27 protein-coding genes are annotated in these 24,856 nt (G+C 63.7%); 17 read left to right on the plus strand and 10 right to left on the minus strand.

Annotated elements, in window-relative coordinates:
- Positions 1 to 2: 2 nt before the first annotated feature.
- From CH275_RS13515 to CH275_RS13560, 10 genes are all read left to right on the plus strand, one after another.
- Complete coding sequence (locus CH275_RS13515; protein WP_256991010.1) at positions 3 to 1,211, plus strand: acyl-CoA dehydrogenase family protein; 1,209 nt, start codon at positions 3 to 5, stop codon at positions 1,209 to 1,211.
- Entirely contained in the window at positions 1,208 to 2,167 is a 960-nt protein-coding gene (locus tag CH275_RS13520; RefSeq protein WP_094678887.1) for a phosphotransferase family protein, read from the plus strand. Before CH275_RS13515 ends, CH275_RS13520 begins: the two co-directional genes overlap by 4 nt.
- Positions 2,168 to 2,197: 30 nt before the next feature.
- The gene (locus tag CH275_RS13525) at positions 2,198 to 3,400 is read left to right on the plus strand and encodes an acyl-CoA dehydrogenase family protein (RefSeq protein WP_094678889.1); all 1,203 of its coding nucleotides are present in this window, start codon (positions 2,198 to 2,200) and stop codon (positions 3,398 to 3,400) included.
- Positions 3,397 to 4,155 (plus strand): SDR family NAD(P)-dependent oxidoreductase, encoded by a 759-nt coding sequence (locus CH275_RS13530; RefSeq protein WP_094678891.1) that lies wholly within the window; start codon positions 3,397 to 3,399, stop codon positions 4,153 to 4,155. The genes CH275_RS13525 and CH275_RS13530 overlap by 4 nt, the downstream gene beginning before the upstream one ends.
- A 43-nt stretch (positions 4,156 to 4,198) precedes the next feature.
- Complete coding sequence (locus CH275_RS13535; RefSeq protein ID WP_094678893.1) at positions 4,199 to 4,957, plus strand: SDR family NAD(P)-dependent oxidoreductase; 759 nt, start codon at positions 4,199 to 4,201, stop codon at positions 4,955 to 4,957.
- On the plus strand, positions 4,957 to 6,033 hold the full coding sequence (locus tag CH275_RS13540; protein WP_094679244.1) for an alcohol dehydrogenase catalytic domain-containing protein: 1,077 nt from the start codon (positions 4,957 to 4,959) through the stop codon (positions 6,031 to 6,033). Before CH275_RS13535 ends, CH275_RS13540 begins: the two co-directional genes overlap by 1 nt.
- A complete protein-coding gene (locus CH275_RS13545) occupies positions 6,030 to 7,547 on the plus strand; it encodes a class I adenylate-forming enzyme family protein (RefSeq protein ID WP_094678895.1) in 1,518 nt (505 codons plus the stop codon). The genes CH275_RS13540 and CH275_RS13545 overlap by 4 nt, the downstream gene beginning before the upstream one ends.
- Before the next feature lie 42 nt (positions 7,548 to 7,589).
- On the plus strand, positions 7,590 to 8,213 hold the full coding sequence (locus tag CH275_RS13550; RefSeq protein WP_094678896.1) for a TetR/AcrR family transcriptional regulator: 624 nt from the start codon (positions 7,590 to 7,592) through the stop codon (positions 8,211 to 8,213).
- Between the two features lie 71 nt (positions 8,214 to 8,284).
- Positions 8,285 to 8,620 carry an EthD family reductase gene (locus CH275_RS13555; protein WP_032386456.1) on the plus strand — a complete coding sequence of 112 codons (336 nt, stop codon included), beginning with the start codon at positions 8,285 to 8,287 and terminating at the stop codon, positions 8,618 to 8,620.
- Positions 8,617 to 9,633 (plus strand): MBL fold metallo-hydrolase, encoded by a 1,017-nt coding sequence (locus CH275_RS13560; RefSeq protein WP_094678897.1) that lies wholly within the window; start codon positions 8,617 to 8,619, stop codon positions 9,631 to 9,633. The genes CH275_RS13555 and CH275_RS13560 overlap by 4 nt, the downstream gene beginning before the upstream one ends.
- 30 nt (positions 9,634 to 9,663) lie before the next feature.
- Here CH275_RS13560 and CH275_RS13565 read toward each other — a convergent pair whose 3' ends face one another.
- From CH275_RS13565 to CH275_RS13580, 4 genes are all read right to left on the minus strand, one after another.
- Positions 9,664 to 10,428, minus strand: coding sequence for an SDR family NAD(P)-dependent oxidoreductase (locus CH275_RS13565; RefSeq protein ID WP_218828788.1), 765 nt, complete (start codon positions 10,426 to 10,428; stop codon positions 9,664 to 9,666).
- On the minus strand, positions 10,425 to 12,149 hold the full coding sequence (locus CH275_RS13570) for an ABC transporter permease (protein ID WP_094678898.1): 1,725 nt from the start codon (positions 12,147 to 12,149) through the stop codon (positions 10,425 to 10,427). Before CH275_RS13570 ends, CH275_RS13565 begins: the two co-directional genes overlap by 4 nt.
- Positions 12,149 to 13,309 carry an ABC transporter ATP-binding protein gene (locus CH275_RS13575; protein ID WP_094678899.1) on the minus strand — a complete coding sequence of 387 codons (1,161 nt, stop codon included), beginning with the start codon at positions 13,307 to 13,309 and terminating at the stop codon, positions 12,149 to 12,151. The genes CH275_RS13570 and CH275_RS13575 overlap by 1 nt, the downstream gene beginning before the upstream one ends.
- A gap of 137 nt (positions 13,310 to 13,446) precedes the next feature.
- Positions 13,447 to 14,487, minus strand: coding sequence for an ABC transporter substrate-binding protein (locus CH275_RS13580; RefSeq protein ID WP_094678900.1), 1,041 nt, complete (start codon positions 14,485 to 14,487; stop codon positions 13,447 to 13,449).
- A gap of 678 nt (positions 14,488 to 15,165) precedes the next feature.
- Between CH275_RS13580 and CH275_RS13585 the strand changes: the two genes are divergently transcribed.
- The gene (locus tag CH275_RS13585) at positions 15,166 to 15,636 is read left to right on the plus strand and encodes a hypothetical protein (protein ID WP_094678901.1); all 471 of its coding nucleotides are present in this window, start codon (positions 15,166 to 15,168) and stop codon (positions 15,634 to 15,636) included.
- A 175-nt stretch (positions 15,637 to 15,811) separates the two neighbouring features.
- Positions 15,812 to 16,072, plus strand: a complete 261-nt coding sequence (locus CH275_RS13590) for a hypothetical protein (RefSeq protein ID WP_094678902.1) — start codon at positions 15,812 to 15,814, stop codon at positions 16,070 to 16,072.
- Positions 16,073 to 16,167: 95 nt separating this feature from the next.
- Here CH275_RS13590 and CH275_RS13595 read toward each other — a convergent pair whose 3' ends face one another.
- Positions 16,168 to 16,530 carry a cold shock domain-containing protein gene (locus CH275_RS13595; RefSeq protein ID WP_256991011.1) on the minus strand — a complete coding sequence of 121 codons (363 nt, stop codon included), beginning with the start codon at positions 16,528 to 16,530 and terminating at the stop codon, positions 16,168 to 16,170.
- A 59-nt stretch (positions 16,531 to 16,589) separates the two neighbouring features.
- Positions 16,590 to 17,648 carry a hypothetical protein gene (locus CH275_RS13600; RefSeq protein ID WP_143546774.1) on the minus strand — a complete coding sequence of 353 codons (1,059 nt, stop codon included), beginning with the start codon at positions 17,646 to 17,648 and terminating at the stop codon, positions 16,590 to 16,592.
- Positions 17,649 to 17,880: 232 nt separating this feature from the next.
- Between CH275_RS13600 and CH275_RS13605 the strand changes: the two genes are divergently transcribed.
- From CH275_RS13605 to CH275_RS13620, 4 genes are all read left to right on the plus strand, one after another.
- Entirely contained in the window at positions 17,881 to 18,204 is a 324-nt protein-coding gene (locus CH275_RS13605) for a putative quinol monooxygenase (RefSeq protein ID WP_094678904.1), read from the plus strand.
- Between the two features lie 31 nt (positions 18,205 to 18,235).
- On the plus strand, positions 18,236 to 19,495 hold the full coding sequence (locus tag CH275_RS13610) for an alpha/beta fold hydrolase (RefSeq protein WP_143546775.1): 1,260 nt from the start codon (positions 18,236 to 18,238) through the stop codon (positions 19,493 to 19,495).
- A gap of 391 nt (positions 19,496 to 19,886) precedes the next feature.
- Positions 19,887 to 20,096: a hypothetical protein gene (locus CH275_RS13615; RefSeq protein WP_094678906.1), complete on the plus strand. Its 210-nt coding sequence runs from the start codon at positions 19,887 to 19,889 to the stop codon at positions 20,094 to 20,096.
- 81 nt (positions 20,097 to 20,177) lie between these two features.
- Positions 20,178 to 21,206, plus strand: a complete 1,029-nt coding sequence (locus tag CH275_RS13620) for an LLM class flavin-dependent oxidoreductase (protein ID WP_094678907.1) — start codon at positions 20,178 to 20,180, stop codon at positions 21,204 to 21,206.
- Between the two features lie 7 nt (positions 21,207 to 21,213).
- Here the strand turns inward: CH275_RS13620 and CH275_RS13625 are convergent, their stop codons facing one another.
- Positions 21,214 to 21,921, minus strand: a complete 708-nt coding sequence (locus CH275_RS13625) for an enoyl-CoA hydratase-related protein (protein ID WP_094678908.1) — start codon at positions 21,919 to 21,921, stop codon at positions 21,214 to 21,216.
- Between the two features lie 116 nt (positions 21,922 to 22,037).
- Between CH275_RS13625 and CH275_RS13630 the strand changes: the two genes are divergently transcribed.
- The gene (locus CH275_RS13630; RefSeq protein WP_094678909.1) at positions 22,038 to 22,307 is read left to right on the plus strand and encodes a DUF7218 family protein; all 270 of its coding nucleotides are present in this window, start codon (positions 22,038 to 22,040) and stop codon (positions 22,305 to 22,307) included.
- 1 nt (position 22,308) lies between these two features.
- Here CH275_RS13630 and CH275_RS13635 read toward each other — a convergent pair whose 3' ends face one another.
- From CH275_RS13635 to CH275_RS13645, 3 genes are read right to left on the minus strand one after another with little or no spacing between them, the layout of a single operon-like run.
- Positions 22,309 to 22,797 (minus strand): SRPBCC domain-containing protein, encoded by a 489-nt coding sequence (locus CH275_RS13635; RefSeq protein ID WP_094678910.1) that lies wholly within the window; start codon positions 22,795 to 22,797, stop codon positions 22,309 to 22,311.
- 7 nt (positions 22,798 to 22,804) lie between these two features.
- On the minus strand, positions 22,805 to 23,854 hold the full coding sequence (locus CH275_RS13640) for a helix-turn-helix domain-containing protein (protein ID WP_256991012.1): 1,050 nt from the start codon (positions 23,852 to 23,854) through the stop codon (positions 22,805 to 22,807).
- Positions 23,855 to 23,863: 9 nt separating this feature from the next.
- Positions 23,864 to 24,835 (minus strand): alpha/beta hydrolase, encoded by a 972-nt coding sequence (locus CH275_RS13645; RefSeq protein WP_094678911.1) that lies wholly within the window; start codon positions 24,833 to 24,835, stop codon positions 23,864 to 23,866.
- Between the last annotated feature and the right edge of the window lie 21 nt (positions 24,836 to 24,856).

Below are 24,856 nucleotides of genomic sequence, written 5' to 3' on the forward strand. Positions count from 1 at the left end.
CAGTGACACAACCAACGATTCCGGACATCGCCGAGTTCGGCGAGCAGGCAACAGCGTGGCTGACAACCGTGGCCGCGCCCCGTACCGACTCCGTGTGGGGCGACGGGCCGGATACGGTTGCCGTCTTCGAGAATTGGACTGCGGAGGAAGAGCAGGCGCACACCGACGAGATCGCCGCGTACGAGCAGGCGAAGTTCGATGCGGGGTGGGGCGCGTTGAATTCCCCGGTCGAGTACGGTGGCCGCGACCTACCGCTGTCGTACGTACTCGCCTTCCGGCGCGTCGAGGATACGTTCGACGTGCCCAAGAGGACCGAGATGTTCTCTGTCACTCAACAGTTGGTTGCACCCACCATTGCGCAGTGGGGAACCGAGGAGCAACGGGACAGGTTCGTCCGCGCGATGCTGCGGGCCGACGTCATCGCCTGTCAGTTGTTCTCCGAGACCGAGGCCGGGTCGGACCTGGCTGCGGTTCGGACACGCGCAACCCAGGCCGAGGACGGTTCGTGGACGATCGACGGGCACAAGGTGTGGACGTCGGGGGCGCGGGTCGCACACTACGGAGTCGCCCTGTGCCGCACCGACTCCACCGTCGCCAAGCACGCGGGTCTGACCATGTTCCTCGTACCGATGGACGCGCCGGGGGTCGACGTACGTCCCATTCGGCAGATGACCGGGGGCAGCTCCTTCAACGAGGTGTACCTCGACGGGGTGCACCTGAGCGACGACCTTCGGCTTGGCCCGGTGGGGAAGGGCTGGCAGGTTGCCCTGACAGTGCTTGCGGCCGAACGCCTGGACGGCGGTAACCTCGGTCTGGCGAACGCGGATCGCGCTGTGGCCCTTGCTCAGAACCTCGGCCGCGAGCTGACCGAGATCGAGCGTGATGCCGTCGCCGATCTGGTGACACGGAGTTTCGTTCAGCGAATCGGCAACATGAGAGTGGCCGGCGCTGTCATCGCCGGCAACGATCCAGGTCCGGAAGCGTCGCTGGGGAAGCTACTGGCCACCGACACGATGGCCAGGACCTCCGAAGTCGCGCGCTTGCTGCTCGGGCGAGAACTGACGTCGGACTCGGGACGGTGGGGCACGTTCGCGTGGTCCGAGCATTTACTCGGTGCCCCGGGATATCGAATTGCCGGTGGTACCGACGAGATTCAGCACAACATCATCGCCGAGCGCGTGCTCGGTCTGCCGAGAGAGCCACGACCATGACCGAATCCTCCCTGCGCGCACGCGTGTCCGCCGCCCTGGACGCCGAGCTCGGCGTCACCGTCGGCACATTCGAACCGCTCCTCGGTGGCCATTCCGGATTGACCTATCGGGTGGGAACCTCCGGCGGCGACTTCGTCGTCAAGGCGGTCCCGGAAGGGCAGCGCTCGGTCGGGCGGCACGACATGCTCCGGCAGGCCTCGATTCTGCGGGCGTTGGCGGATACAGCGGTGCCGGTACCGGCAATCGTGGCGGTCGACGAGCAGGAACCGGCGTGGTTCGCCATGGAACTCGTCGTCGGTGAATCGCTCGAACCGGTACTCGACGACCCCGAGGTGGAACCGAGTGTCGCGGCCGCGCGTATGCGGCGAGCCGCAGAGGTGCTGCCGGCGTTGCATGCCGTGCCGCTCGCGGACATACCCGATACAGGCGACATCCTCTCGCCGGCAGACGAATTGGATCGGTGGTCCAAGACGCTCGCCGCGGTTCCGGTGGAACTCGTGGAGGGTGCCGACGAGTTGGTTCGATTGCTCCGCCGAGATATTCCAGCGGCGATCACACCCACACTCGTCCACGGGGACTACCGGTTGGGAAACATCATCTCCGACGGTCTCGAGCCGGCGGCTCTGATCGACTGGGAGATCTGGAGCGCAGGTGATCCACGCGTCGAATTGGGATGGTTTCTCGTATTCGCCGACGGCACCAACTTTCCCGGCGTGGGCCGCGACGTGCCGGGTCTGCCCAGTACCGACGAACTGATCTCCTGCTACACCGGGAGCGGCCCGGCGCTGCCGGACATGACGTGGTTCGACGCCTTGGGACGGCTCAAGATGGCGGCGATCATGGGCCACAATCTGCGTCGGCATCGCGAGGGGCGCCACATCGACCCGGATCAGGAAAAGCTGCCCGCGACCATCCGGAGGTTGATCGACACCGGTACCGCATTGCTCGCGCGCTGACGCACCATCACTCGACAGGAGCACACGGAAGTGGACTTTTCCTACTCACAGCGGACGGCCGAATTGTCGGCCACGCTCGAGTCATTCATGAACGACCACGTCTATCCGGCCGAGAGTGTCTACGACGCTCAGATCGCCGCGAACGACAATCCGCACGAGCAACCGCAGATCATGCGGGATCTGCAGGCACGCGCTCGTGATCTGGGGCTGTGGAACCTGTTCATGACCCACGACGACCTCGGTGCGGGACTGACCAATCTCGAATATGCGCCGCTGGCCGAGATCGTCGGCCGTTCCATCATCGGGAACGAGGCGATCAACTGCTCCGCACCCGATACCGGCAACATGGAAATTCTGGCCATGTACGGCACGGAGGAGCAGAAGGAGCAATGGCTGAAGCCGCTGTTGGACTGCACCATTCGCTCCGCCTTCGCCATGACCGAACCCGATGTCGCCAGCTCGGACGCCACCAACATCACCTCGACCATCACTCGTGACGGGGACGAGTACGTCGTCAACGGCCGAAAGTGGTACACCTCGGGCGTTCTCGATCCCGACTGCAAGCTCATGATCTTCATGGGGAAGTCGGATCCGGACAGTTCCACCTACCGCCGGCAGAGCATGATTCTGGTTCCGGCCGACGCCCCCGGCGTAGAGGTGGTGCGCGACCTGCCCATGTTCGGGTTCCAGGATCGTCTGGGCCACGGCGAAGTTCAGTTCACCGACGTGCGCGTGCCGGCCGCCAACATGCTGGGTGAGGAGGGCGACGGATTCGCCATCGCCCAGGGGCGACTCGGGCCCGGCCGCATGCACTACGCCATGCGGGCGATCGGCATGGCCGAGCGCGCACTGGAAATGATGTGTCGGCGCTCGCTCGTTCGGCAGGCATTCGGCGGACCGTTGTCCGATCAAGGTGTGGTGCGTGAGTGGATTGCCCGCAGCCGCATGGAGATCGACCAGATCCGGTTGTTGGTGTTGAAGTCGGCCTGGTTGATGGATACCGCCGGAAATGCCTCGGCTCGTTCGGAAGTGGCGGCCATCAAGGTGGCTGCGATGGAGGTGGCCCACAAGGTCGTCGACCGAGGTGTGCAGACTTACGGCGCGGCCGGAGTCAGCAACGACACCATTCTCGCTCGGCTCTACGCCATCACCCGAGCTCTGCAGATTGCCGACGGCCCCAACGAGGTCCATCTGCGGACCATCGCCCGACTCGAGGTCAAGAGGTACACATGAGTACACCGAAATTGGACGGCAAGGTCGCGCTGGTGACAGGAGCCAGCCGTGGGCTGGGTCTGGCCATTGCACGCGGTCTGAAGGACGCAGGTGCGACCGTCATCGTGTCGAGCCGCAAGCTCGACGCCTGCGAGAGTGCAGTCTCGAGCCTGGGTGACGCGGGCCCGGGCAGCGCCCATCCGTACGCGTTGCACGTCGGACACTGGGACAGCATCGAACCGGCCGTAGACGACATCATTTCTCGTTTCGGGAGCCTGGACATCGTCGTCAACAACGCTGGAATCGCGCCGCTGGCCGAAAACCTGGTGTCGGTGACAGAGGGGCTGTGGGACAAGACGATCGAGGTCAATCTCAAGGGACCCTTTCGGCTGATGGCCGTGGCCGGGGACCGCATGGCGGCCGCGGGGGGTGGGTCCATCATCAACATCTCCAGTATCGGTGCCGAGCGACCCAGCCCACCCGAGGCGATGTACGCAGCAGCCAAGAACGGTCTCAACGCGTTGACCCGAGCGTTCGCCCAGGCGTACGCGCCCACGGTGCGCGTCAACTGTGTGATGCCCGGCGGTTTCGCTACCGATATGGCGGAGAGCTGGGACGAGGTGTTCATCGGCAAGATCGTCGACCGGCTACCGGCCGGGCGGCTGGGGCGGCCGGAGGAGCTCGCCGGCTTGATCACTCATCTCGCCTCCGACGACGCCGGGTACACGACGGGCGCGATCATCCCGGTCGACGGCGGCCGCACTTCCGTCTACTGACCGATCACTCGTATTGTCCGACAATCAGTTTGGAAGTGGACACATGACTCAGGACATGTTCTCCCTGACCGGTCGCGTCGCTGTGGTCACCGGTGCCTCGTCGGGGCTCGGCCTCGGTTTCGCGCGGGCTCTCGCCGCGGCAGGTGCCACGGTGTACGCCGCCGCGCGACGGCTCGACCGGCTCGAAGCGCTGGCGACCGAGATCCCGGCCATCGTGCCCGTTCGGTGCGACGTCACCGACGACAGCGACCGGCGAGCTCTCGTCGATAAATGCTTCGACGAACACGGTCGGCTCGACGTCGTGATCAACAACGCGGGCAAGCCGGGTCCGCCCAACGCCGAGGACGAGACGCTGGACGGTTTCCAGTCCATCCTCGACGTCAACCTGATCGCCGGGTTCCATCTGACCACGTATGCGGTCGGCAGGATGCAGAGTGAGGCAACAGCGTCGATCATCAACATCTCCTCGGTGATCGGGCTGGTGTCCACTGCGCCGATCGGCGGTGCCAGTTACGCGGCGTCGAAGGCAGGCACGCTCGGCCTCACTCGTGAACTGGCCGGTCAGTGGGGTCGACGAGGCATTCGCGTCAACGCCGTGGTGCCCGGATGGTTCGATACCGAGATGACAGATGGCCTTTTCACCAACGACAAGTCCGCAGGGTGGGTGCGGCGGAACACCATGCTCGGACGCGGCGGCGTCGACGGCGAGATCGACGGTGCCGTGCTGTTTCTGGCCTCGGACGCCAGCTCCTACATGACCGGTCAGACCCTGGTGGTCGACGGCGGATGGACTGCTCGCTGATGTTGGCCGTGCAGGTCCTTCAGTGGGGGAGCGCACCGGAGTTCCGGGAGGTGCCGGACCCGGTGCCGACCGGGCACGAACTTCTGATCCAGGTGGACGCAGCCGGACTGTGCGGATCCGATCTGCACGTGATGAACTCGAGCGCAGACACTTTCGACTACGACCTGCCGCTGACGCTGGGGCACGAAGTGGCCGGGACCGTCGTCTCGGCGGGACCGTCCGCAGATACTTCCTGGATAGGTCGCGCCGTGGTCGTACACGGAATCTGGAGCTGCGGAACGTGCCCGAACTGTCTGCGGGGCAGAGAGAACTACTGTCGCAGCCTCGCTCGGCGTCCCGACGGTCGGCTGGCCCCGATCGGAAACGGTCTGGGGTACCCGGGCGGCATCGCAGAGCTGATGTTGGTGCCGTCCGAGCGCGCACTCGTTCCGATCGGGGATCTCGATCCTCTCGGTGCCGCGCCCCTGGCGGACGCGGCACTGACCGCGTATCACGCCATTCGCACCAACTCCGCTGTGATCGATGACCGAAGCAACGTGGTCGTGATCGGAGTCGGCGGTCTCGGCCACCTTGCCCTGCAGATCCTGCGCACCATGGGCGTGCCGCACATCATCGCGATCGACTCCAAGGCCGACGCCGCTGCCCTGGCCGAGTCCTCGGGAGGGCACGAGTTCTACGACTCCGTTTCCGCTGCGACGCAACGTCTCACGACGCTGGACGGTGCGGACCTCGTCCTCGACTTCGTCGGTGCGCCGACCACGACCGCCCCGGCGACCGCCCTGCTCCGGTCCGGGGGTTCTGTCGTGGTGGTAGGCAGTGCCGGCGGCCGACTTACAGTCGGGAAGGATGTCGGTCTGGCCGCAGGATGGACGGTGGATGCACCGTTCTGGGGTACGCGTGCCGATCTCGAAGCCGTTGTCGCACTTGCTCAGGACGGCCTGCTGCGCGCTGAAATAACCACCTTGCCGTTCACCGAGGCGATCTCTGCATACGACCGGTTGCGGAATGGAAATGTCACCGGCCGTGCAGTTCTCGACATGAGTGCATCACGTACCAGGAAAGAGTCACACCAGTGAAACGGCTTGCCCGCGAGATGGTCATTCGCGCCGAACAGACCCCCGATGCCATCGCAGTCGTCGACGAGGACGGCAGCCACACGATCCGAACCGTGGTCGAGGCGGCAACATCCCTTGCCGACGTGTTCGGCGGTATCGACCCCAGCCCACCGACCGTGGTGATTCAGGCCGACAACACCTGGTGCACCGTGGCGGCTGCCCTCGGTGTCGGTCTCGCCGGCGGTGTGGTCGCGGTGGTCAGCCCGCACGCAACGGAGTCGGAGTTCGCGCTGGCCCTCGAGGACATTCGACCGGACGTCGTTGTGGGAACGCCCGAGGCCCTTCGTCATTGGGGTGTGCCCGACAAGCAATTTCCGGTGGGTAAGCCCGCCTTCGGCTCGTACCGGGTGCGGGCGACGAGTGGTGCGTTCGCTTCTGTGGCGCGATGGAACGGAGGCGATGCGATTGCGATGACCTCTGGCTCGACCGGCCGGCCCAAGTGCGTGGTGCAATCCGAGGACGCGATCAGATATGCGTCTCGATCCACCATCGATGCCGTCGGCCTCCGTCCGGGCGAGGCGATCGGTGCCTTCGTTCCGCTGTCGTCGGTTGCCGCATTCTGCTTCGGAATGTATCTGCCTGCGCTGCTGGGAGGTCCGATGGTCGCCATCGGGAAGTGGTCCCCGGAGGCGGCCCTGCAGGCGGCGCAGGAACACCGGATTGCCTGGACGATGTTGGTTCCGACCATGGCGCTGCAGCTCTCGGTCGCCCCGAACTCCGAGGGAGCATTGGACACGATGCGCGCAATGACGATCGGCGGCGGACCGATGAACGAGCGCGCCCTCGCCAAGGCCGAACAGTGGTTGCACACCACATTCCTCCGAGTGTTCGGAATGTCGGAGTGCTTGGGCCACACGACACCTGCGCTCGACGACCCGGTGTCGATCCGCCTCGGACGCGACGGTCGGCCGTTTCCCGGTACCACTGTGCGGGCCGTCGACTCGAACGGCCATCCGCTCCCAAAAGACGACATCGGTGCGGCGCAGGTCAAAGGCCCGTCACTGTTCGTCGGGTACGCCCGAGCCGGGACTCCGGTGCCGCCCGAGTTGACGCCCGACGGTTTCCTTCCGACGGGTGATCTGGTGGAGGTCGCATCGGACGGCTCGATTCGCGTCATGGGTCGGCAGAAACAGATCATCATTCGCGGTGGACGCAACATCGACATCAACGAGGTCGAGTCGGCCATTGCCTCGTTGCAGTCCGTGGTGCAGGTCTGTGTCGTACCGGTACCGGACGACCTGCTGGGGGAGCGTGCAGCAGCGCTCGTGGTGACCGGTGGTGAGCCGCTCGGACTCGAGGACGTCACCGCGCAGTTGGCCAAGGACGACTTTCCCAAGTCGAAGTGGCCGGAATTCGTCTTCACCGTCGACGACTTACCGCAGAATCGCGTCGGAAAACTGTCCCGTCCCGATGCGACGGCGCTGGCCAGGCAGCTTGCGGCCGTAACTGACTCGAATTCACATCGAAAAATGTAAACTCCGACCGAGGCTGCATACGTTCTACCAGTAGGGGCAATCATGACCGTAGGAACCGACGTTCGACGCGAGAGCCCGCGGTCCAAGCGAACACGGATTCTGTCCGCGGCGATCGACCACTTCGGCAAAGTGGGGTACGAGCACACCAAATGGGCGTCCATCGCCGACGAAGTCGGTATAGGTCAGACCGCTCTTTACCACTACTTCGAGTCCAAAGCTCATTGCTTGTTGACCATCATGCGCATCGAACTCGAAGACTCCGCTGCCCGCTTCGTAGCCGCGACCGAGGGAATTACGCATGCCGAGGACGCACTTCGCGCGGCCATAGCTGCATCGTTGGCCGCATCGCCTCAGGACGCTTTGGCCCGTCGCATACTGCACAACCACATGGACCTCCTGGCGACCGAACGCCAGTCTGCGAAGGAGGAGGCCGAACGAGTCGAGTGCCGTGCGCTTGTCCAGCGCATCGAGGAGAACTGGACCGCACTGATCGGGCGCGGGATCGAGGCGGGCCAGTTCGCGGAGTCGAATCCGACGATGTCAGCGCGTTTGGTCCTCGCTCTGGTGGTCAGCGTATGGCGGTGGTATCGCCCCGACGGCCGTCTGACGATCGACGAGATCACCGACGTGGTCACGGACGCGGCCATCCGCGTCGTACGCAAGTAGCGTCCGCGAGCGGGGTCTGTACCGGCTCTCAGCGGTCATTGAAACTGAACAGAATTCACTTAGGAGGAAATGTGTACAACCTGGTACTCGTCGCCGCCCGTCCGGAAGAGTGGACCCACGAGCAGTTCATCACGTGGTGGCGCGGCGAGCACGCCGACGTCACGTATCCCCTGCCCGGCTTGCTCCGCTGGCAGCACACCGAATTACTCGAAGCATTCGGCAGCAAATCCCAAGGGTGGGACGGCTTGTCGGTGCTCAGCTTCGAGTCGCGCGACGCACTCGAAGCGGCCCTGGCCAGTGACGAGTGGAAGGCCGCCGTCGACCACGTCGGGACCATGGGTGGCAGACGGATGATGTGGTACGGCGACGAGAAGACGATGGTGCCCCTCGCGAGCGACGCGGGATGACGTCGTCGTGGGCCGACCCGGGCTGTTTCGCAGTGGCAGACGGCGTTCATCGCGTCCCTCTGCAGATGCCTCAGGACGGTCTGCGTGCGATCAATGTCTATGTGTTGGAGACTCACACGGGACTTGCGTTGATCGACGGCGGCTGGCACCGGGCATCCACGCACGACGAGCTCGTCGACGCGTTGCGTCGCATCGGGCGTCGACCGTCGGAGATTCACGACGTGTACGTCACTCACGTGCATCGTGATCACTACACGTTCGCCGTCGAGCTGCGTCGTCGATACGGGACCCGGGTGCATCTCGGTGCCGCCGAGGCACCGGGCATCGAAGCGATCGGTCGATTGCGCAGCAACGTTCCGGTCAGCTCGATTCGTGAACTCGAGCGCGCGGGCGCGTTCGCGATCGCTCGCATCGCAGCGGAGAGCGGGAAGGCCGAACCCTTCGACGCCGCGGACTGGGAGCTACCGGACTCGTGGTTGCAACCCGGTCCCCTCGACATTCCCGGCCATGCGGTAGTGGCTGCACACACTCCCGGACACACGAAGGGACACATGGTGTTTCACGATACCAACCAGAACCTGTGCTACACCGGAGATCACGTTCTGCCCACGATCACGCCGTCGATCGGGTTCGAGCTCGGCGAGTGGGATCTCCCGCTGGCCAAGTACCTGACGTCTCTGACCGTGATGCTCGACGAACCCGACCGGACGATGTTGCCGTCGCACGGCCATCCGGGTGCGGGCGTGCACGAGCGTTGCCGGCAGTTGCTCGAACACCACGATCGCCGCCTCGCCGCTACCGAAAGCGTTGTCGAATCTGCTGCTCGCGCAACCGGGGTGGACGTGGCGGCCGGCCTGACGTGGACCCGACACGATCGATCCTTCGCCACCCTGGACAGCTTCAACCAGATGGTGGCGACCTGCGAGACGCTTGCGCATCTGGACGTTCTGGTCCAGCGCGGCAGACTGTCGGCGCAGACCTCCGACGGGGTGGACTTCTTCACCACCTGCTGAGGGATCTGGCCGACAGCCCTGCCCGACCGGTCAGTCGCAGGTCCAGCCACCGTCGACGTACAGCTCGGTTCCGGTGACGAACGTGGAGTCGTCCCCGGCCAGAAAGGCAACGGCAGCAGCTACTTCGGACGCGGTTCCCAGTCGTCCCATCGGGGTGTGGGCGATCATGGCGGTGTGCCGGTCCGACCCCTCGTAGCGTTCGAGAAGCTGCGTGGTGCCGATGAAGCCGGGGTGGATTGAGTTGACGCGGACACCTTTGGTGGCCCAGTGCAGGGCAGCGTTCTTGGTCATCGTGCGCACAGCGCCTTTGGCCGCAGCGTAGGCGAAGCTGTTACCGAGGCCGCCGACGCTGCCGAGGATGGAGCAGATGTTGACGACGGAACCTCCGCCCGATCTCTCGACGTACGCGCCTGCATGCTTCATTCCGAGCCACGTCCCGGTCTGACTGACTTCGACGACTCGGTTGTACCGGTCGAGATCCTCGTCGACGACGGTCCCGAGGCTGCCGATGGCACCGTTGTTCACCACGGCGTCGAGCCGGCCGTACCGTGCGGCCACGGCCTCGACAGCGTTGTGCCACTGATCTTCTCGGGTGATGTCGAGGTCGATCGAGAGATGGCGTTCGCTGTCGACCTGGTCCGCCACGAGTGCTGCGCACGCGGCCCCGTCGACGTCGGTCACCACGAGCACCGCGCCTTCCGAGGCCAGCCGCTCGACGATCGCGGTACCGATCCCTCCGGTTGCCCCGGTGACCAGAACGACTTTGTCCTGAAGCCGGGACTGCACGCCCGTCACAGCTTGCTCAGCACGTTGCGTCCGCCGACGAGCATGGCCGCGGCGACACCGATAGTGGTCACGCCTGTCATCAGCAGTGCCATCGCCGCGACGAGCGGGTACGAGCCGTTCTGCCACATGTCGAACAGCAGCGTGCCCATCACCTGGGTGGTCGACGCTCGCACCAGCAGTGACGCGGCGAACTCGTGGGTGAGCAGAATGAACATCAATGCAACGGCACTGAGAATCGTCGGACGCATGAGCGGCAACATGATTCGAAGATTCGTCACGAACGGGGATGCACCGCTGGTGGCCGATGCCTCCGTGTACGTGTTGCCGAGCGACAGCATTGCCGTCATCTGCATCCTGGTCGAGAACGGCAGCATCAGCACGATGTAGACGAGGATGATCACCGTTCTGGTGCCGTAGAGGATCAAGGGCGGCTCGGTGTACGTGAGCAAGAATCCGACGCCGAAAATCACGGCCGGTATGCCCAGCGGCAGCGCCGACATGAGGTCTGCGATGAGCGCGAGAATTCTGAACCGCCGGCCTCGGACGAGTAGGTTCGCCATGAGGTAGCCGAGCGGAATGCAGATGGCGACCGCGCCCAGTGACGTCAGCACACTGGTCAGGACCGACTCGACCACAGCAGTGGTGTCCAGGAGCGCGCGAAAGTTGTCCAGCGTCAACAGACTCCACGACAACGATCCCGACCAATAGGGTGTCAGCGACACGATGACCAGGCCCAGTAGCGGGATGACCAAGGCGAAGAGCGCGAACACGACGATGGTGACTGTGGCCCAGGTGGCTTTCCCCGTGGATGGTGCGAACGCCTTACCGCCGTGGGTGACGAAGCGAGTCTGATTGCCCAGCAGTGCTTTCTGCGCCAACACCAGGACGAGTCCGAAGATCACCAGCGGAGATCCGGCCGCGGCCGCCGCAGCGAAGTCCGATGGGGACTCCGACACCCGGCGATACATTTCGGTCGTGAGTACTTTGACGCCGCTGTTCGCACCCAGCAGCAACGGCCCGGTGAACTGTCCCAGACCGAGGAGCAGCGCGATACCGCCGCCGTAGATGAGGGACGGTCGCAGCAGGGGAAGGACGATCTTGAAAAAGATTCCTACGGTGGACGATCCGCTGACCTGAGCCGCTTCGAGATGCTCGGAGCTGATGTTCTGCATGCCGGAACTGACGAACAGGTAGACGAACGACGTCAGACCGAAGCCCGTGAGAACGATGATCCACGGGACGGTGTACACGTCGATCGGGCCACTGTCCGATCCGCTCCACCACGGCAGCAGTCGAAGGAGCACATTGAGGTAACCGGGCCCGGGGGAGAGCAGGAATGCCCACCCCACCACGCTCGCCACCGCCGGCATCACGATCGGCAGGATGGGTATGACACGCAGCCAACCCAGCTTGGCGGGAAGCCTGCTCGCAGCGAAGGCGAGCAGCGTTCCCAGGACCATCGCGATGACCAACGAACCCAGCGCCAACGCCACCGTGGTTCGAAGGGTGACGCCGATGTCGAAGCGGCCGTACTGACTTCGGTATCCGGCAGCTCCGTCCTCGAACGCGAGCATCTGCAGACGCACCATCGGGAGTACGACGAGGTAGGCCAACACGGCGAGGACGGCGGCGTACCCGATTCGCGCGCGCCAATTCGGCGAAATCGTCAGTGAGCGCTTGGCGGGCGTCTCGGCGGTCTGGGGCCGTTCGACGTCGACTGCGGTGGCCATCACGAGGTCTTTCCAGCGGAGCCGACGAGCTCGGAGCTCGTGGCGGAGGACGCGTCGGGAAGTGGGTACACCCTCAGACACGAGGGTGCGAAGCTGACGACGACAGGTTGACCAGGGCGGCTTCGTCTGAGCGCCGCGCTGTGGTCGGCCGCCGCGGCTCGTAGTGTCAGCTGTTCGTCGCCGGTCTTGACCCCCACGTCGAAGTACCGACCTCCGTACTCGTGTGTCACCAGCTCTGCGTGCAGAGCTATGTTTCCCGCGGGCACCTGGTCGATGTTGTCGTGCAGGAGCACGTCGTCCGGTCGGAATCTGGCCACGGCGCGGGTGCCCTCGTCGGCACGCTCACGGACGGTGGCCGTCTGCAGGTCGATCACGTCCGAGCCGCTGGTGACCCAACCGTCGTGGCCACGGCGGAGTTCGAGCCGATTGCCCATCCCGATGAATGCAGCCACGTATTCAGAGGCCGGATTCTCGAAAACGTGCTCGGGCTCGTCGTACTGCTCGATCTTTCCGGCTTTCATGATCGCGAGCCGGTCGCCGAGTGCAAACGCCTCGGACTGGTCGTGGGTGACGAACACCGCGGTGAAGCCGAGCTGTTGATGGAGCTGATGGATCTGAGAACGAACCTGATCCCGCAGGCGCGCATCGAGATTGCTCAGCGGCTCGTCGAACAACACCAGATCCGGCTGCGCTACCAGCCCTCGCGCCACCGCAACGCGTTGCTGCTGGCCGCCGCTGAGTTGGGACGGGTACCGGTCGAGTAGGGCACCGCAATCGACCATGTCAGCGGCTGTCTCCACCGCTCCGTCTGCAATCGCCTTCTTCAGTTTACGAACCTTCAACGGGTACCGGATGTTCTCGGCGACCGTCATGTGGGGCCACAGCGCGTAGGACTGGAACACCATGCCGATATTTCGCTTGTGCGCCGGCACATGCGCTTTCGATGCCGCATCGAATACGGTCCGACCCGCGAACGAGATCGAACCGCCCTGAGGTGTTTCCAGTCCGGCGAGGCACCGCAATGTCGTGGTCTTTCCGCAGCCGCTCGGTCCGAGCAGGACCAGAAACTCGCCCTGCTCGATCTCGAGGTCGAGGCTGTCTACGACGACGTTCGTACCGTAGGTCTTCGTCAGTCCGGAGACCGCGAATCGAGAGGTCATTGCATACTCACTTTCGGAGCATCGGTGTACGCGCACCCGCAGACGATGTACGTCGACTGATGTTCGCTTCTGTCACATGATGTTTCGTAGTCCGGTCGCGGAGGCGAGGGCCGACGTTCTTCTGCAGCTGTCGACAGTCAGCCTTGGAACAAGGTCTGCCACTCCTGCGAGTACTGCTCTACCTTCTCGGGCGTCAGCTCGGCGATGTCCGGCGAGGCGATGTCCTGAGCGCGTGCGACGGCACCCTCGATGTCCGGCAGAACGGCCGCATAACCGCTGTTCAGTGCTTGCTGTCCTTCGGCCGTCACCATGAAGTTCGCGAGTACCTGCGCTGCATTGGGGTGCTGTGAAGCGCTGAGAACTTCTGTGTACCAGGGTGTTCCCCATGGCTTGCTGGGCAAGACCCAGTCGACCGGAGCGCCGGCGGCAACCTCTGTGACGAGCGGCTGAACCATCGGACTCACTGTCACCTCGCCCGACGTCAGTGCTTGCGCCACTGCGAGCGCGCTGGGGTACACCCGCGGTGCCAACTCGGCGATCTGGTTCCAGTAGTCCGCTCCGAATGTCTTGGAGTAGTACTTGTAGAGGTCGACGTACGACGCGAATCCGGTGGGATTGACGATGCCGATCTTGCCCTGGAACCTCGGATCGATCAGATCTTCGGGAGCGCTGACTCCGTCCGGTACCGCTGAGGTATTCCACCCGAGTCCGAACACCGCTGCACTGGAAAGGAAGAACCGGTCGTTGATGACACTGTCTGCAGGATCGAATGCAGGCGCGTCCAGGTCGGGGCCGACCAGGTCGGTCGAAAACTTGCCGGATTCGGCGGCGTTCTCGATCCAGGACGCGTCGGTGGTCATGTGGACGTCGGCGATACCGGCTCCTGTTCGGTTCTCCGTGTCGACCCTGGGATTGATCTCGGAGTCGGTGCCGCGCACGTACTCCATGTCGATCTCCGGATACTTCGCCTCGAATGCCGCAGTAAGCGCGTCGAGATTGGCCGGCTTCTGGCTCGAATAGAGCATCACGCTGCCCTCCTCCTTCGCGGCAGCAACCACAGCATTCCAGTCGCCCTCGACTGGAGCGGAGGCGGAGGAGGACGACCCTCCGCACGCGGTGAGGCCTATCAGCGCGGCCGTCGCCATCACGGCAACTGTCGCCGTCCTGAACTTGTTCATGCTGCGTTCCTTTCGGGCACGTCGGTAACTTTCCGCAGACTCGGCGAGTCACCGGAGACGTGGAGTCGTTCGACATCCGATCGCAGACTCGACCCGGAAGCTCGAAGTCACTCAACCGTCGTTCCAAACTGAACTGATGTCAGTTTGAAATGTAGCCGCCTGCGCGTGTGATGTCAATCACCAGGTGAGGGTGGGGGTGGGTGCTGCTGGACCTCGACACCGTCCAATCGGTGCACCTGACGAGTGGCCACGCCCACCTGCGGCCGACGACGCCCGAACTGCTCTATGGTCCATACCGAACTTCAGACGGGAAACCGACAGAAGGTACGTCGCGGTCGAACGGATCCATCACCGGGGCGCATGGACGACTTCGCATCCCCGATCGAAAGAACTCGGTGGTATCGGCGACATTTCCCGTTCGGCGCGCCGGCGTGAACATCCTGTTCGAGCGCTGGGGGATCCGAGTGAACTCTTTCCAGGTTGCAGGCACGGCTGAGTTCTCATGCGCCCGATGTACCGGATTCCGCATCGGTGGATGGCCGTCCCGAGAAGCGGAACGAGTTGCCTGCGAGCTGCGCGGATCGCTTTCATCATCAGGCTGACGACGTCGATCGACGCGGACCCCGCAGAGGCAGACTGGCAACCCGGACACAGTTCGCTCGAACGAGGAGAATTGCCATGCGATCGACCAGCCGAATTCTGCTCGGGGCTCTACTCTGCGCCCCAGTAGTGTTGGTGTTCCCTGCGACGGCATCGGCAGCGCAGTCGACAGACGTGACGAACGCACTCGAGGTCGACGGACCAACCGTGACCAACACGATCACCAACAATTCCGGAAGCGAGCTGACCTGCGGCACATCGTTGGCTCCCGCACCGGGCGGAGTGTTACCACCGGTGTGGGAGGTCGTCGGCAACGGTCAGATGCTGTACTCGACCGACGACGCGGGCCAGGTCGGAATCAGCGCCCAACACGTCACCGATATCCCGGCCGGTACCTATGTCGCGCTGGCATCGTGCGGTACCGAAGGCGTCGATCCCACAACGGCGTGGGTCTCCGACTACCCCGGCCTCCCCGACGTCCTGGCTACCTTGCCGTGGACCTCGTACACCGTGCAGCAGGCATCGCCGATCGTGACGATCGAAAGTTGAGCGGTGCAACCTGATTCGATCTTGGACTGGGTAATCCGCCAAAGTTACTGCGGGGAACGGATCTGGTACACGTACCGCAAGCCGACGGCACTGTTCCAGCCGCGGATGTGCTGACCGTGCACACTTGGGGGGAACCGGAAGTGGGTCCGGACAGAATCGAAGGGAGGTCGACGCCGTGCGCAGCTTGAAGGTTCTGCTCAGTGTCTTCGGTTTCGGCATAGGCCTTTTGGCCACGCTGGTGATTGTGTTCTTCTCCAGTGTGCCGACGAGATCGACGTATGCGTTTGTCGATGGGAGCAGGTCACAATCGCTGAACTTCGTCGAGATGCCGGGCTACTTCGTCATCGGGATTCCCTTGATCTGCGCGGTGCTGGGATGGCTCACCGCGTCTGTCCTGATCAAGCGAGGATATGAACTCTCGCGCACGATGAAGTGAAGTCGAGCGCGGGGACGCAATCCCGGGTGGCGTCCCCGCACGCTCGTCGAGAAGCATTCGGAGACAGTCACATCCGCTCAGAACCGAAGAGCAACTCAGCGGGTGGCGGAAGTGGCCCGGTAGCGGTAGCCGTCCTGATTTCCGCCACGGTACTTCGCACCGAGATCCTCGTATTCGAGTGCGACGCTCTGTCCGACGGTCAACGTCTTGAATCCCTGTCCCTCGATGTCCGAGTAGTGCAGCCAACATCCACCTGGAGTGCGATCGGACGCGATCACACCCCAGCCTTCTTCGTCATGCCACACTTCGACGGTTCCTCGGACACTCTCTACGACACGTGCCGCCGACGGTGCCCGAGATGCCGGAGGCAGCGGTTCCAGCGGAACTTCGTGCCGCGCACCGTCGTCGTCGGTGTGAAACATTCGCAATTCGATGCCGGGGTGCTTCTTCGTGCTCATCCACCCATTGTGACGACATGAGCAAGTCGATTCTCGTACATAACGGCTGACAACCGTTCTCAGGTGAGTCGCCGGACCCCGAGTATTCCTACCCCACTTGCAACGAGACCGAACGTGAGCATGAGACCGGTCTCGATTGCTTGGAATCGCCAGAAGTCGTCTTCGGTGTAGTAGCGAATGTCGAAGCGGTCGACGCCTTGGTCGCGTAGGCAGTCGTCGAATCGTGCCGCACGGTCCAGGTTTTCGAGTCGAGCCCGCTCCGAACGCTCTTCGTTCGTCTCCTCGGCACGTGGATTCCCGTCCGGGTACGGCTGCGCGCAACGAGCTGTTTCGGCTCTGACGGTCGCGCCGCTGCTGTCGACGTATCCGGCATCGACCACCCACGTTCCGTCGGTGGTGTAGTACGGATCGGGGGGATATTCCGATTCTCGATACAGGCCGCTGATCGGCTCGCTGTCGACGGCGGGCGATCCGTAGTGCTCGCGCGCGATCCACGTGAATGCCACCGGAACGACGAACAAGAAGATGAAAAGGGTACCGAGCATGGACATGACGCCGCTGCGGAACGTCAGTGCCAAAGTGCTGCCGACGAGCAGCATCAGCAACGTGTAAGCACCCAGAACGACGCCGGCTGTTTCGAAGTGAGGGAAGTCGAACCACGAGAAGCTGACGGACGGTCCGTAGTCAGCGCTCGAGGAATCTCGCGACAGGTCTGTGGCCCAGTGCAGTGCCAAGCCGAGACACGTCATGGCACCCGAGATAGGTAGGAAGACAACGATGACGGGCGCGAGATACCACTGGATTCGACTGGTGGACTGTGTCAGCGCCACTACATGTGCACGTGCGTCCAGTTCACGAGCGAATGCGGGGACTCCTACGAACATCCCGAGTAACAACGGTAGGAGCAGCGCACACAACGTAGACAAGGTCAGTGCGGTCTCCGGTCTGCACGGCCCGACGTCGTTCCATCGAGAACACATTCGCAGGAACGACCACGATATCTGCGGATAGCGTGGAACGTACGAACCGGCCGTGACCGTTGCGGTGATCAGGATCGCGATGGTGGTCAGCGAGATCAGCAGAGATGTCCGGTTGAGTCGCCATGCCAGCCACATCACGGCAGTGACCTACCGACCGTGAGCCCCGAGTCCGATGCGCGGGTGTCACGCAACGGAGAACCGCACCGTATTTGCCGCCAACCTCGTCGCCGCTTCGCCGTTCATGATCGGCGACCCTACAGGCCGGACAATTCCGGCTCCGTGCAATCCATTGCACCATCGTCGAGTGTCCGACCCATGCTGGATGATCGCCGGGAACCGCAACTGATGGTCAGTCGAAAGGAAGCACCCCATGACAGCCGAAACCGCCGTTCCGTCCGGTGTCACCGTAGTCGTCTCTCACAAGACCCTGCCGAACCAACGCGACGCCGTCCGAGCCCTGTGGGAAAAGCACATGGCACCGGCCGTCCTCGACAACCCCGGGCATCTCGCCTACTACTACGGTCTCGATGTCGACGATCCCGATGGCATCACAGCCTTCCAGCACTACCGCACCGCCGAGGACGCGCTCACGTTCCTCCAGCAACCCGCCTACCGGGCGTACGAGCGTGAGGTGGCACCGCTGTTGGCCGGCGCACCACAGGTGCGCAGCCTTGTCCCGACGTGGATCAAGTAGGGACGTAGCGGCAGTATCATGATGGCGATCCGTGCACGCGGCTACCGCACGAGGCGCGGCGGAGCAGCGCATGCGGATCGGCGCGCAGGGCGGCATACTTGCTCGCGAAATGAAACTGCCATCGGTCACCTTCGCTGCGTTCGTCCTTGCCGGGTCGCTCGTTCTGTCGGCTGCACCCGTCTCGGCGGCTCCAGCCGGTGCCGACTTCTACGGTGCTCCCGTCGCCGACCTGGAGGCGTACGCACCCGGGTCCATCGTGCGCCGAGAACCTGTGCCACAGCTCGATCTTCTTGGGTTGCACACCGAGCGCATTCTCTACCGATCGGCCGATCCCCGTGATCGTGCGGTGGCGGTGTCGGGGCTTCTGGTCACACCGACCCGTCCGTGGTCGGGTCCTGGACCGCGGCCCGTGATCTCCTATGCGCCGGGCAGTTACGGGATCGCCGACCGTTGCTCGGGTTCCTCCGAACTGGGACTGACAACGACGATGCCGGCGCTGCTGCCGCTACTGGCGCAGGGGTACCAGGTGGTCACGACCGACTACCAAGGTCTCGGAATCCCCGGCGAGTACGAGTTTCTGGGCCGGGTCGCCAGCGCACGTGCCCTGCTCGACTCGGCTCGGGCCGCGGCGCGTGAGACCGACGCGCCCGTCGTGCTCTACGGATACTCGGCGGGCGGCGTCGCGTCGGCTGCCGCCGCAGAGCTCGCCTCCAGTTACGCGCCCGACCTGACCGTGGTCGGTGCCTTCGTCGGTGCCGCACCGACCGATCCTGTGCTGCGAGTCGAAGGCCAGGATGGAACCGAGTGGGCCGCAACAATGCTCTATTCGATCAACGGCCTGATCGGAGCGCATCCCGACCGCGCCGACGAGATTCGTGCTCTCTTCAACGAACGCGGTCAGGCGGCTCTGGTTGCGGCACAGGATTTCTGCAACACCGACGCGCTCGCCTACGGATCGCTGCGGTCCGAGGACTTGACTGCCGACCGCACGTCGCTGAGCGTCCTCATGACCGGTCCCGTGCTGGGGCCACTGACGTCTGAGAACACCATCGGGTTCACCGCACCCGACCTACCTGTGATGATCGTGCAGGGCATCAACGACCGGTCCGTCGGAATCGAGCAGAGCCGGCTTCTGGCGCAGCGCTGGCGCGCCGCCGGTGCCACCGATATCACTGTGCGTGAGTTCGACTTCGGAACCGATCTCGTTCCCGCAGTCGACCATCCGGCCGCCAATGCCGTTGCTTACCCCGAGGTGATCGGGTGGATCGACCGACTTGTGGCGCAGGCCTGACTCGATACCCAATACATCGTCAGTGATGTAGATCACGCGTCATCGATGTGTGCTTGCTCGTTTTCGATTCGACTTACTCGGCGCAGCTACCAGGTACATGGCGTACCGAAAAAACCTGCTGCTTTCGAGAAAGGGACCAACAGAACATGAGCACCACTGGAAACGCGGCCACAATATGAGCGGCCGCAGGAGTCTCTCCAGCCGACTCTTCGAGGGTCTCGGCCGCATCACATGGGGCTACGGCAAGCGAAAGCTGGACGAACGGCGCTCACGCAAACGCGGACGGCAATAAGCCCGATGGCGAGCGCGGCGTCGCTCTGTTGAGCTGTGCCCCTCGAGAACGTCTGTCTCGGCACCAGCCGCCCGCTCGACGCCGGCGAGTATTCGTGAGGTGTCCGATGCCGGCAACCTCGGTCGGTACGGTGCACGGATGTACGGATTCGAGATAGACGACGGAGTTACACCGCTGAGCGGGCCCATGGCAGGTATGTACGGAACTGTGGTCTGGTTCTACGAGGAGAAGAAGCAGTTGCTCGTTCGCTTCGGCGCCTCGCAGCAGATGTACTACGCGGCGGACGAGTTGAAACGGTGGGGAGAGTAGTCGCCCGCTCGGCCCCATCGGAATAATTGAATCTTCACCGATGCTGATGGAGTCGACCACCCCGAATCGAAAGGTCCCACCATGCATCTGGGCGTAGACAGTTTCGTCTCTTCCGTGACCGACCCGACCGACGGCCGAGTCATTGCGCCCGAGGAGCGGATGAGTCACCTGCTCGAGGAGATCGCACTGGCCGATCAGGTCGGGCTGTACTCGTTCGGCATCGGCGAGCATCATCGCAGCGAGTACTACGACTCGGCCCCGTCGATCATCTTGGCAGCGGCAGCCGCGCGCACCGAGAACATTCGGCTCGGCAGCGCAGTCAAGGTGCTCAGTGCGGACGATCCAGTGCGGGTGTTTCAGGAGTTCGCCACCCTCGACCTGATCTCCAAGGGCCGGATCGATCTGGTCGTGGGACGCGGTTCCTTCACCGAGTCGTTCCCTCTGTTCGGCCTGGATCTGGCCGACTACGACACGCTCTTTGCCGAGAAACTGGACCTCCTGCTGCAGATCCGCGACAACGTCGAGGTCACGTGGTCCGGTCGGCACCGCCCGGCACTGAACCGTCAGGGCATCTACCCGCGTCCGTTGCAGGATCCGTTGCCGATCTGGGTCGGTGTCGGTGGAACACCCGAATCCTTCGCCCGCGCAGGGCTTTTGGGGCTCCCGTTGATGATCGCCATCATCGGCGGCGAACCACGCCAGTTCGCTCCGCTGGTCGACCTCTACCGCCGTGCCGGAGCGCAAGCCGGTCACCCACCCGAGCAGTTGAAGGTGGGTCTGCACGTGTTCGGCTTCGTGGCCGAGACAACCCAGGCGGCAGCCGACACCATCTACCCCGGTTGGAACGAGATGTTCACCAAGATCTCCAGGGAGCGCGGATTCGCCCGTCCCAGCAGGCAGCAATTCGACTCCACGGCCGGCCCCAACGGTGCATTCTTCATGGGGGATCCACAGACGGTGGCCGACAAGATCCTGCGCGTCGGCGAACAACTCGGCGGTGTCGATCGTCTGTCGTTGCAGATGACCAATCCACGGCTGGCTCACAGCGACCTGCTTCGTGGCATCGAGTTGCTTGGCACCGAGGTCGCGCCCCTGGTGGCCGCAAAGTAGGGCCTACCTAGTTCGAGGCCCATTCCATCTCGTCGACGCCTGCAACCGGATTGAGCAGTGACCGAATCTCGTTGGCGTACATCGTTCGCTTGATCTCGCCCAGAACGTCGCCTCGCGTTCCGGCAAGTTCGCCGGCGCGAGCGATGGCGTCGTCGAGCAGCGAATCGGCGGTCGATACGGCATCGATCAATCCGAGTGTCATCGCGTCACCTCCGCCGTATCGTCGCCCGGTGGTCAGCGCTTCGTGGAATGCGCGCGGAGCCAACCTCGCTCGCACCATGTCGACCGTTCCCGGGCTGTAGGTCGCGCCGATGTTCACGCCGGGGAAGCAGAGGAAGCCGCGATCCGATCGCATGATCCGGTAGTCGTGCGCCATCACGAAGAACGCGGCACCACCGAAAGTGTGTCCCTGCATGGCGGCGACCGTCTGCATCGGAAGCGTCAGGAAGCGCACCAACATCTCCTGCACCGTCCCGATGAACCGGTTGATCCGGTCGAGGTTCTCGGCACCCCACGACAGATCGACTCCTGTGGAGAAGAACTTGCCCGTGGCCGTCGTGACCAGCGCAGCAGGACCGGATCCGGCCTCGATTTCGTCGAGAATCGCGTTGATCTCGGCAACCCAGTTCGGGCTGATGCGGTTCTCGGAATCGCTCTCACCTCGACTGCCGAGGTTCAGGACGAACACGTCATCGAATCGTTCCAGGTATGGCATATCCCGAACGTACCCACTTTCTGTTGTTCTAGCTCACAACGCGGACAGTCGACCGTGTTTGCACGCGGGCGTAGTGGGTAGCTGTACGGGCACCATCGATCGAACGGAGGGCCGGCGTGCCGACCAACGACAGTCAGCCACAGCTCAAAGACCAGGATCTGTACGAAAAACTGCGCGAGGAGGGCAACTCGAAGGAGAAAGCCGCCCGCATCTCGAATGCCGCAGCGAAGAAGGGGCGCGATCAGGTCGGCAGAAAGGGCGGAGAATCTGGATCCTACGAGGAATGGACGGTCGACGAATTGACCGACCGGGCCAAGGAATTGGGTCTGGAGGGCTACTCGACCCTGAACAAGAAGGACCTGATCGAGAAGCTCCGCAGCCACTGATTCACTGTGGGCGCAACGACGAGAAGTACTCCTGCTGCGCTGGGTAGTAGTCGTCGAAATTCGGCAGCGGAGTGCCATTCCTGGATGCGACGAGCATGTCCAGGTAGTACTCCCACCCGGGCCCGATATCGCCCAGACCGTCGGTGCTTTCGCAACTGTGCACCAGAACGACGACCGTCGAACCGTCCCTCTCGTCGAGGCGAACCTCGAGCTGCCACTGAATCTCGTCGATCGTTCGCACGGCCAGTCGGCTGGGCGGCTCGCACGCTTCGACGGCCATATCCGACGCGGGCTCGCCCTCCTCGAACCGCATCGTGACACGAACGCTGTTCTCCGAGATGCGCTCCCACGGTCCGAACCACAGTGCGGTTCGGGGCGATTCCGTGAGGCTGGCCCATACGTCCTCGCGCGACGCGGCGATGGTCCTGGTCAGTTCCAGAGCGAAGCCGCTGTCGGTGCAGCGAAGCGTGCCCGTGGGTGTCGGTTCCATCGAGTGATTATGCGACTCCCGCACCACTGCCGTCGAGCACCAACATCATCGCTGTTGCGCGGGCGCGGTGCTCGATGGAATCTACTGGATAGCCGATCGCCTCCGATATTTTGGCCAGTCGATGCGCGACGCTGCTGTGGTGGAGATGCATCCGGTCTGCTGTCGCGCGCAAACTACCCGAACCCAGATACGTGCGGAGAGTACTGAGTAGGTCGATACCGTGAGTGGTCGTGCGAAGTTCGGCTACGCGTACGAGATCGGGTATATCGCTGGCTGTCAGGGCATTTCCCGCCTCCAACAGATTCAGCGCGCCGAGTCGGTCGGCAATCATCACGGGCTCGCACTCGCTCGCTTGCGCCAGTGCGAACCGCGCATTTCCGACATGCCGATGGAGTTCGGACGCCGTGAGGGCCAACGAAACGCCCAGGCAACCGGAGCCCACGAGGGCTGCGGACGGTTCACCCTGCAGTAGATACATCGCGTGGTCGTCCACTGAGATCGGGGTGGATCGTCCGGCGGTCGGCATGCTGGTTTCCGCCGGAGAGCCGGCAGCGGCAATGGCAACTCGTACCCGTGCTGTCGGCTCGATGTGCAATGCGGTCAACGAACTCAGCAATGCGATGTCGTCCATCGGAAACAGCACTGCTCGGGTGTGCTCGGCCGCGGACGGAATGTGCCGAGGCACCAGAATGATGGCTGCGGTCAAGGCCATTCGATCGACGAGCATCTCGTCGAGAGCGAGCGCGGGACCTGCGCGCTCGATCCACACCGAACCCATCACGACGTCGTCGACGATGACGTCCTTGGTTGCAGACCGCTCGGCGACGGCCTGGGTGAGCCAGCGGCCCTTCGGATCGCAGCGCGCATGCTGGCGGTGTCCGCTGGACGTGCCGACGACGTCGATTCCGACGACGCAGTCGGCTAGCGCCGCGCTGGCGCGCAGCATCGCGGAGGTGTCCGCGCCGTGTCTGATCAGTGCATCGAAATAGTCGATCACGCGCACCAGACCCGCGGAGTCGGCGTCGAGCTCCGCGAGCCGGTACATCAGTCCTTGCATGAACCGACGCTACGAGGCGGGTACGCGAAGGCGCAAGCCCCGGCGAAGGGCGTCCAGCGCCTCTGCATGGCCGCGTTTGCTCACCTCTGCGGTTGCCAGCAGAGCAGAGCCGTGGAACGTGCCGGGGAACGAATGCAATTCGACGCTCACGCCCGCCTGCAGCAACCGCACCGCGTAGTCGATTCCCTCGTCACGAAGCGGATCGAGCTCCATCGTCGCGACGTACGTCGGTGGAAGACCAGCAAGATCGGTGGCGCGAGCCGGGGCGGCGTAGATCGAGACGTTCGGGTCGTCCGGTCCGCTGTAGAACTCGCCCAGGTAGTACTGCCACGACAGGATTGCGTTGGGGCGGTGCCACATCGGTGTGTCGACGAACTCGGTCATCGACACGGTGTTCAGTCGATCGTCGAGTTCGGGAATCTCGAGCAACTGGAACGCCACCGGTACGACGCCTTCGTCGCGCGCCCGCAGGACCGTTCCGGCTGCCAGGCCACCACCGGCGCTCTGGCCGCCCACCGCGATTCTTTCCGGGTCCAATCCCAATTCGTCTGCGTGCGAGTGAATGTACTCGAGCGCGGCGTAGCAGTCGTCGAGCGGCCCGGGAAACGGGGTCTCGGGGGCGAGCCGGTACTCGACACTCGCCACTGCGAATCCGAGTTCCCGGACGGCATCCACGCAGTAGGGATCACTGGAAGCAGCTGTCCCGATGGCAAATCCGCCGCCATGGATCCATACCAACACGGGCAGCGGCCCGTCGGACTGCTCGGGCGTGAAAAATCGGACGGCGACGTCCGGAGCACCGTCGAGCCTCGGGACGGTGAGCTCGCGCAGAGATACTCCACCCATCGAGAGATCGGCGAGCATGGCGTCGAGGAGTGAGGTAAACGTCGACCGCGCCGATGGAACGTCGCCGAAGTCGAGGCTCGGAAGCATCGTGACGGCTGCGGCGAGTTCGGGGTCGAGAGTGGGGAAGTTGGTCATGCATCAATCATCACCATCGGT

The organism is Rhodococcus sp. 06-235-1A, from assembly GCF_002258785.1.
Classification (GTDB): domain Bacteria; phylum Actinomycetota; class Actinomycetes; order Mycobacteriales; family Mycobacteriaceae; genus Rhodococcoides.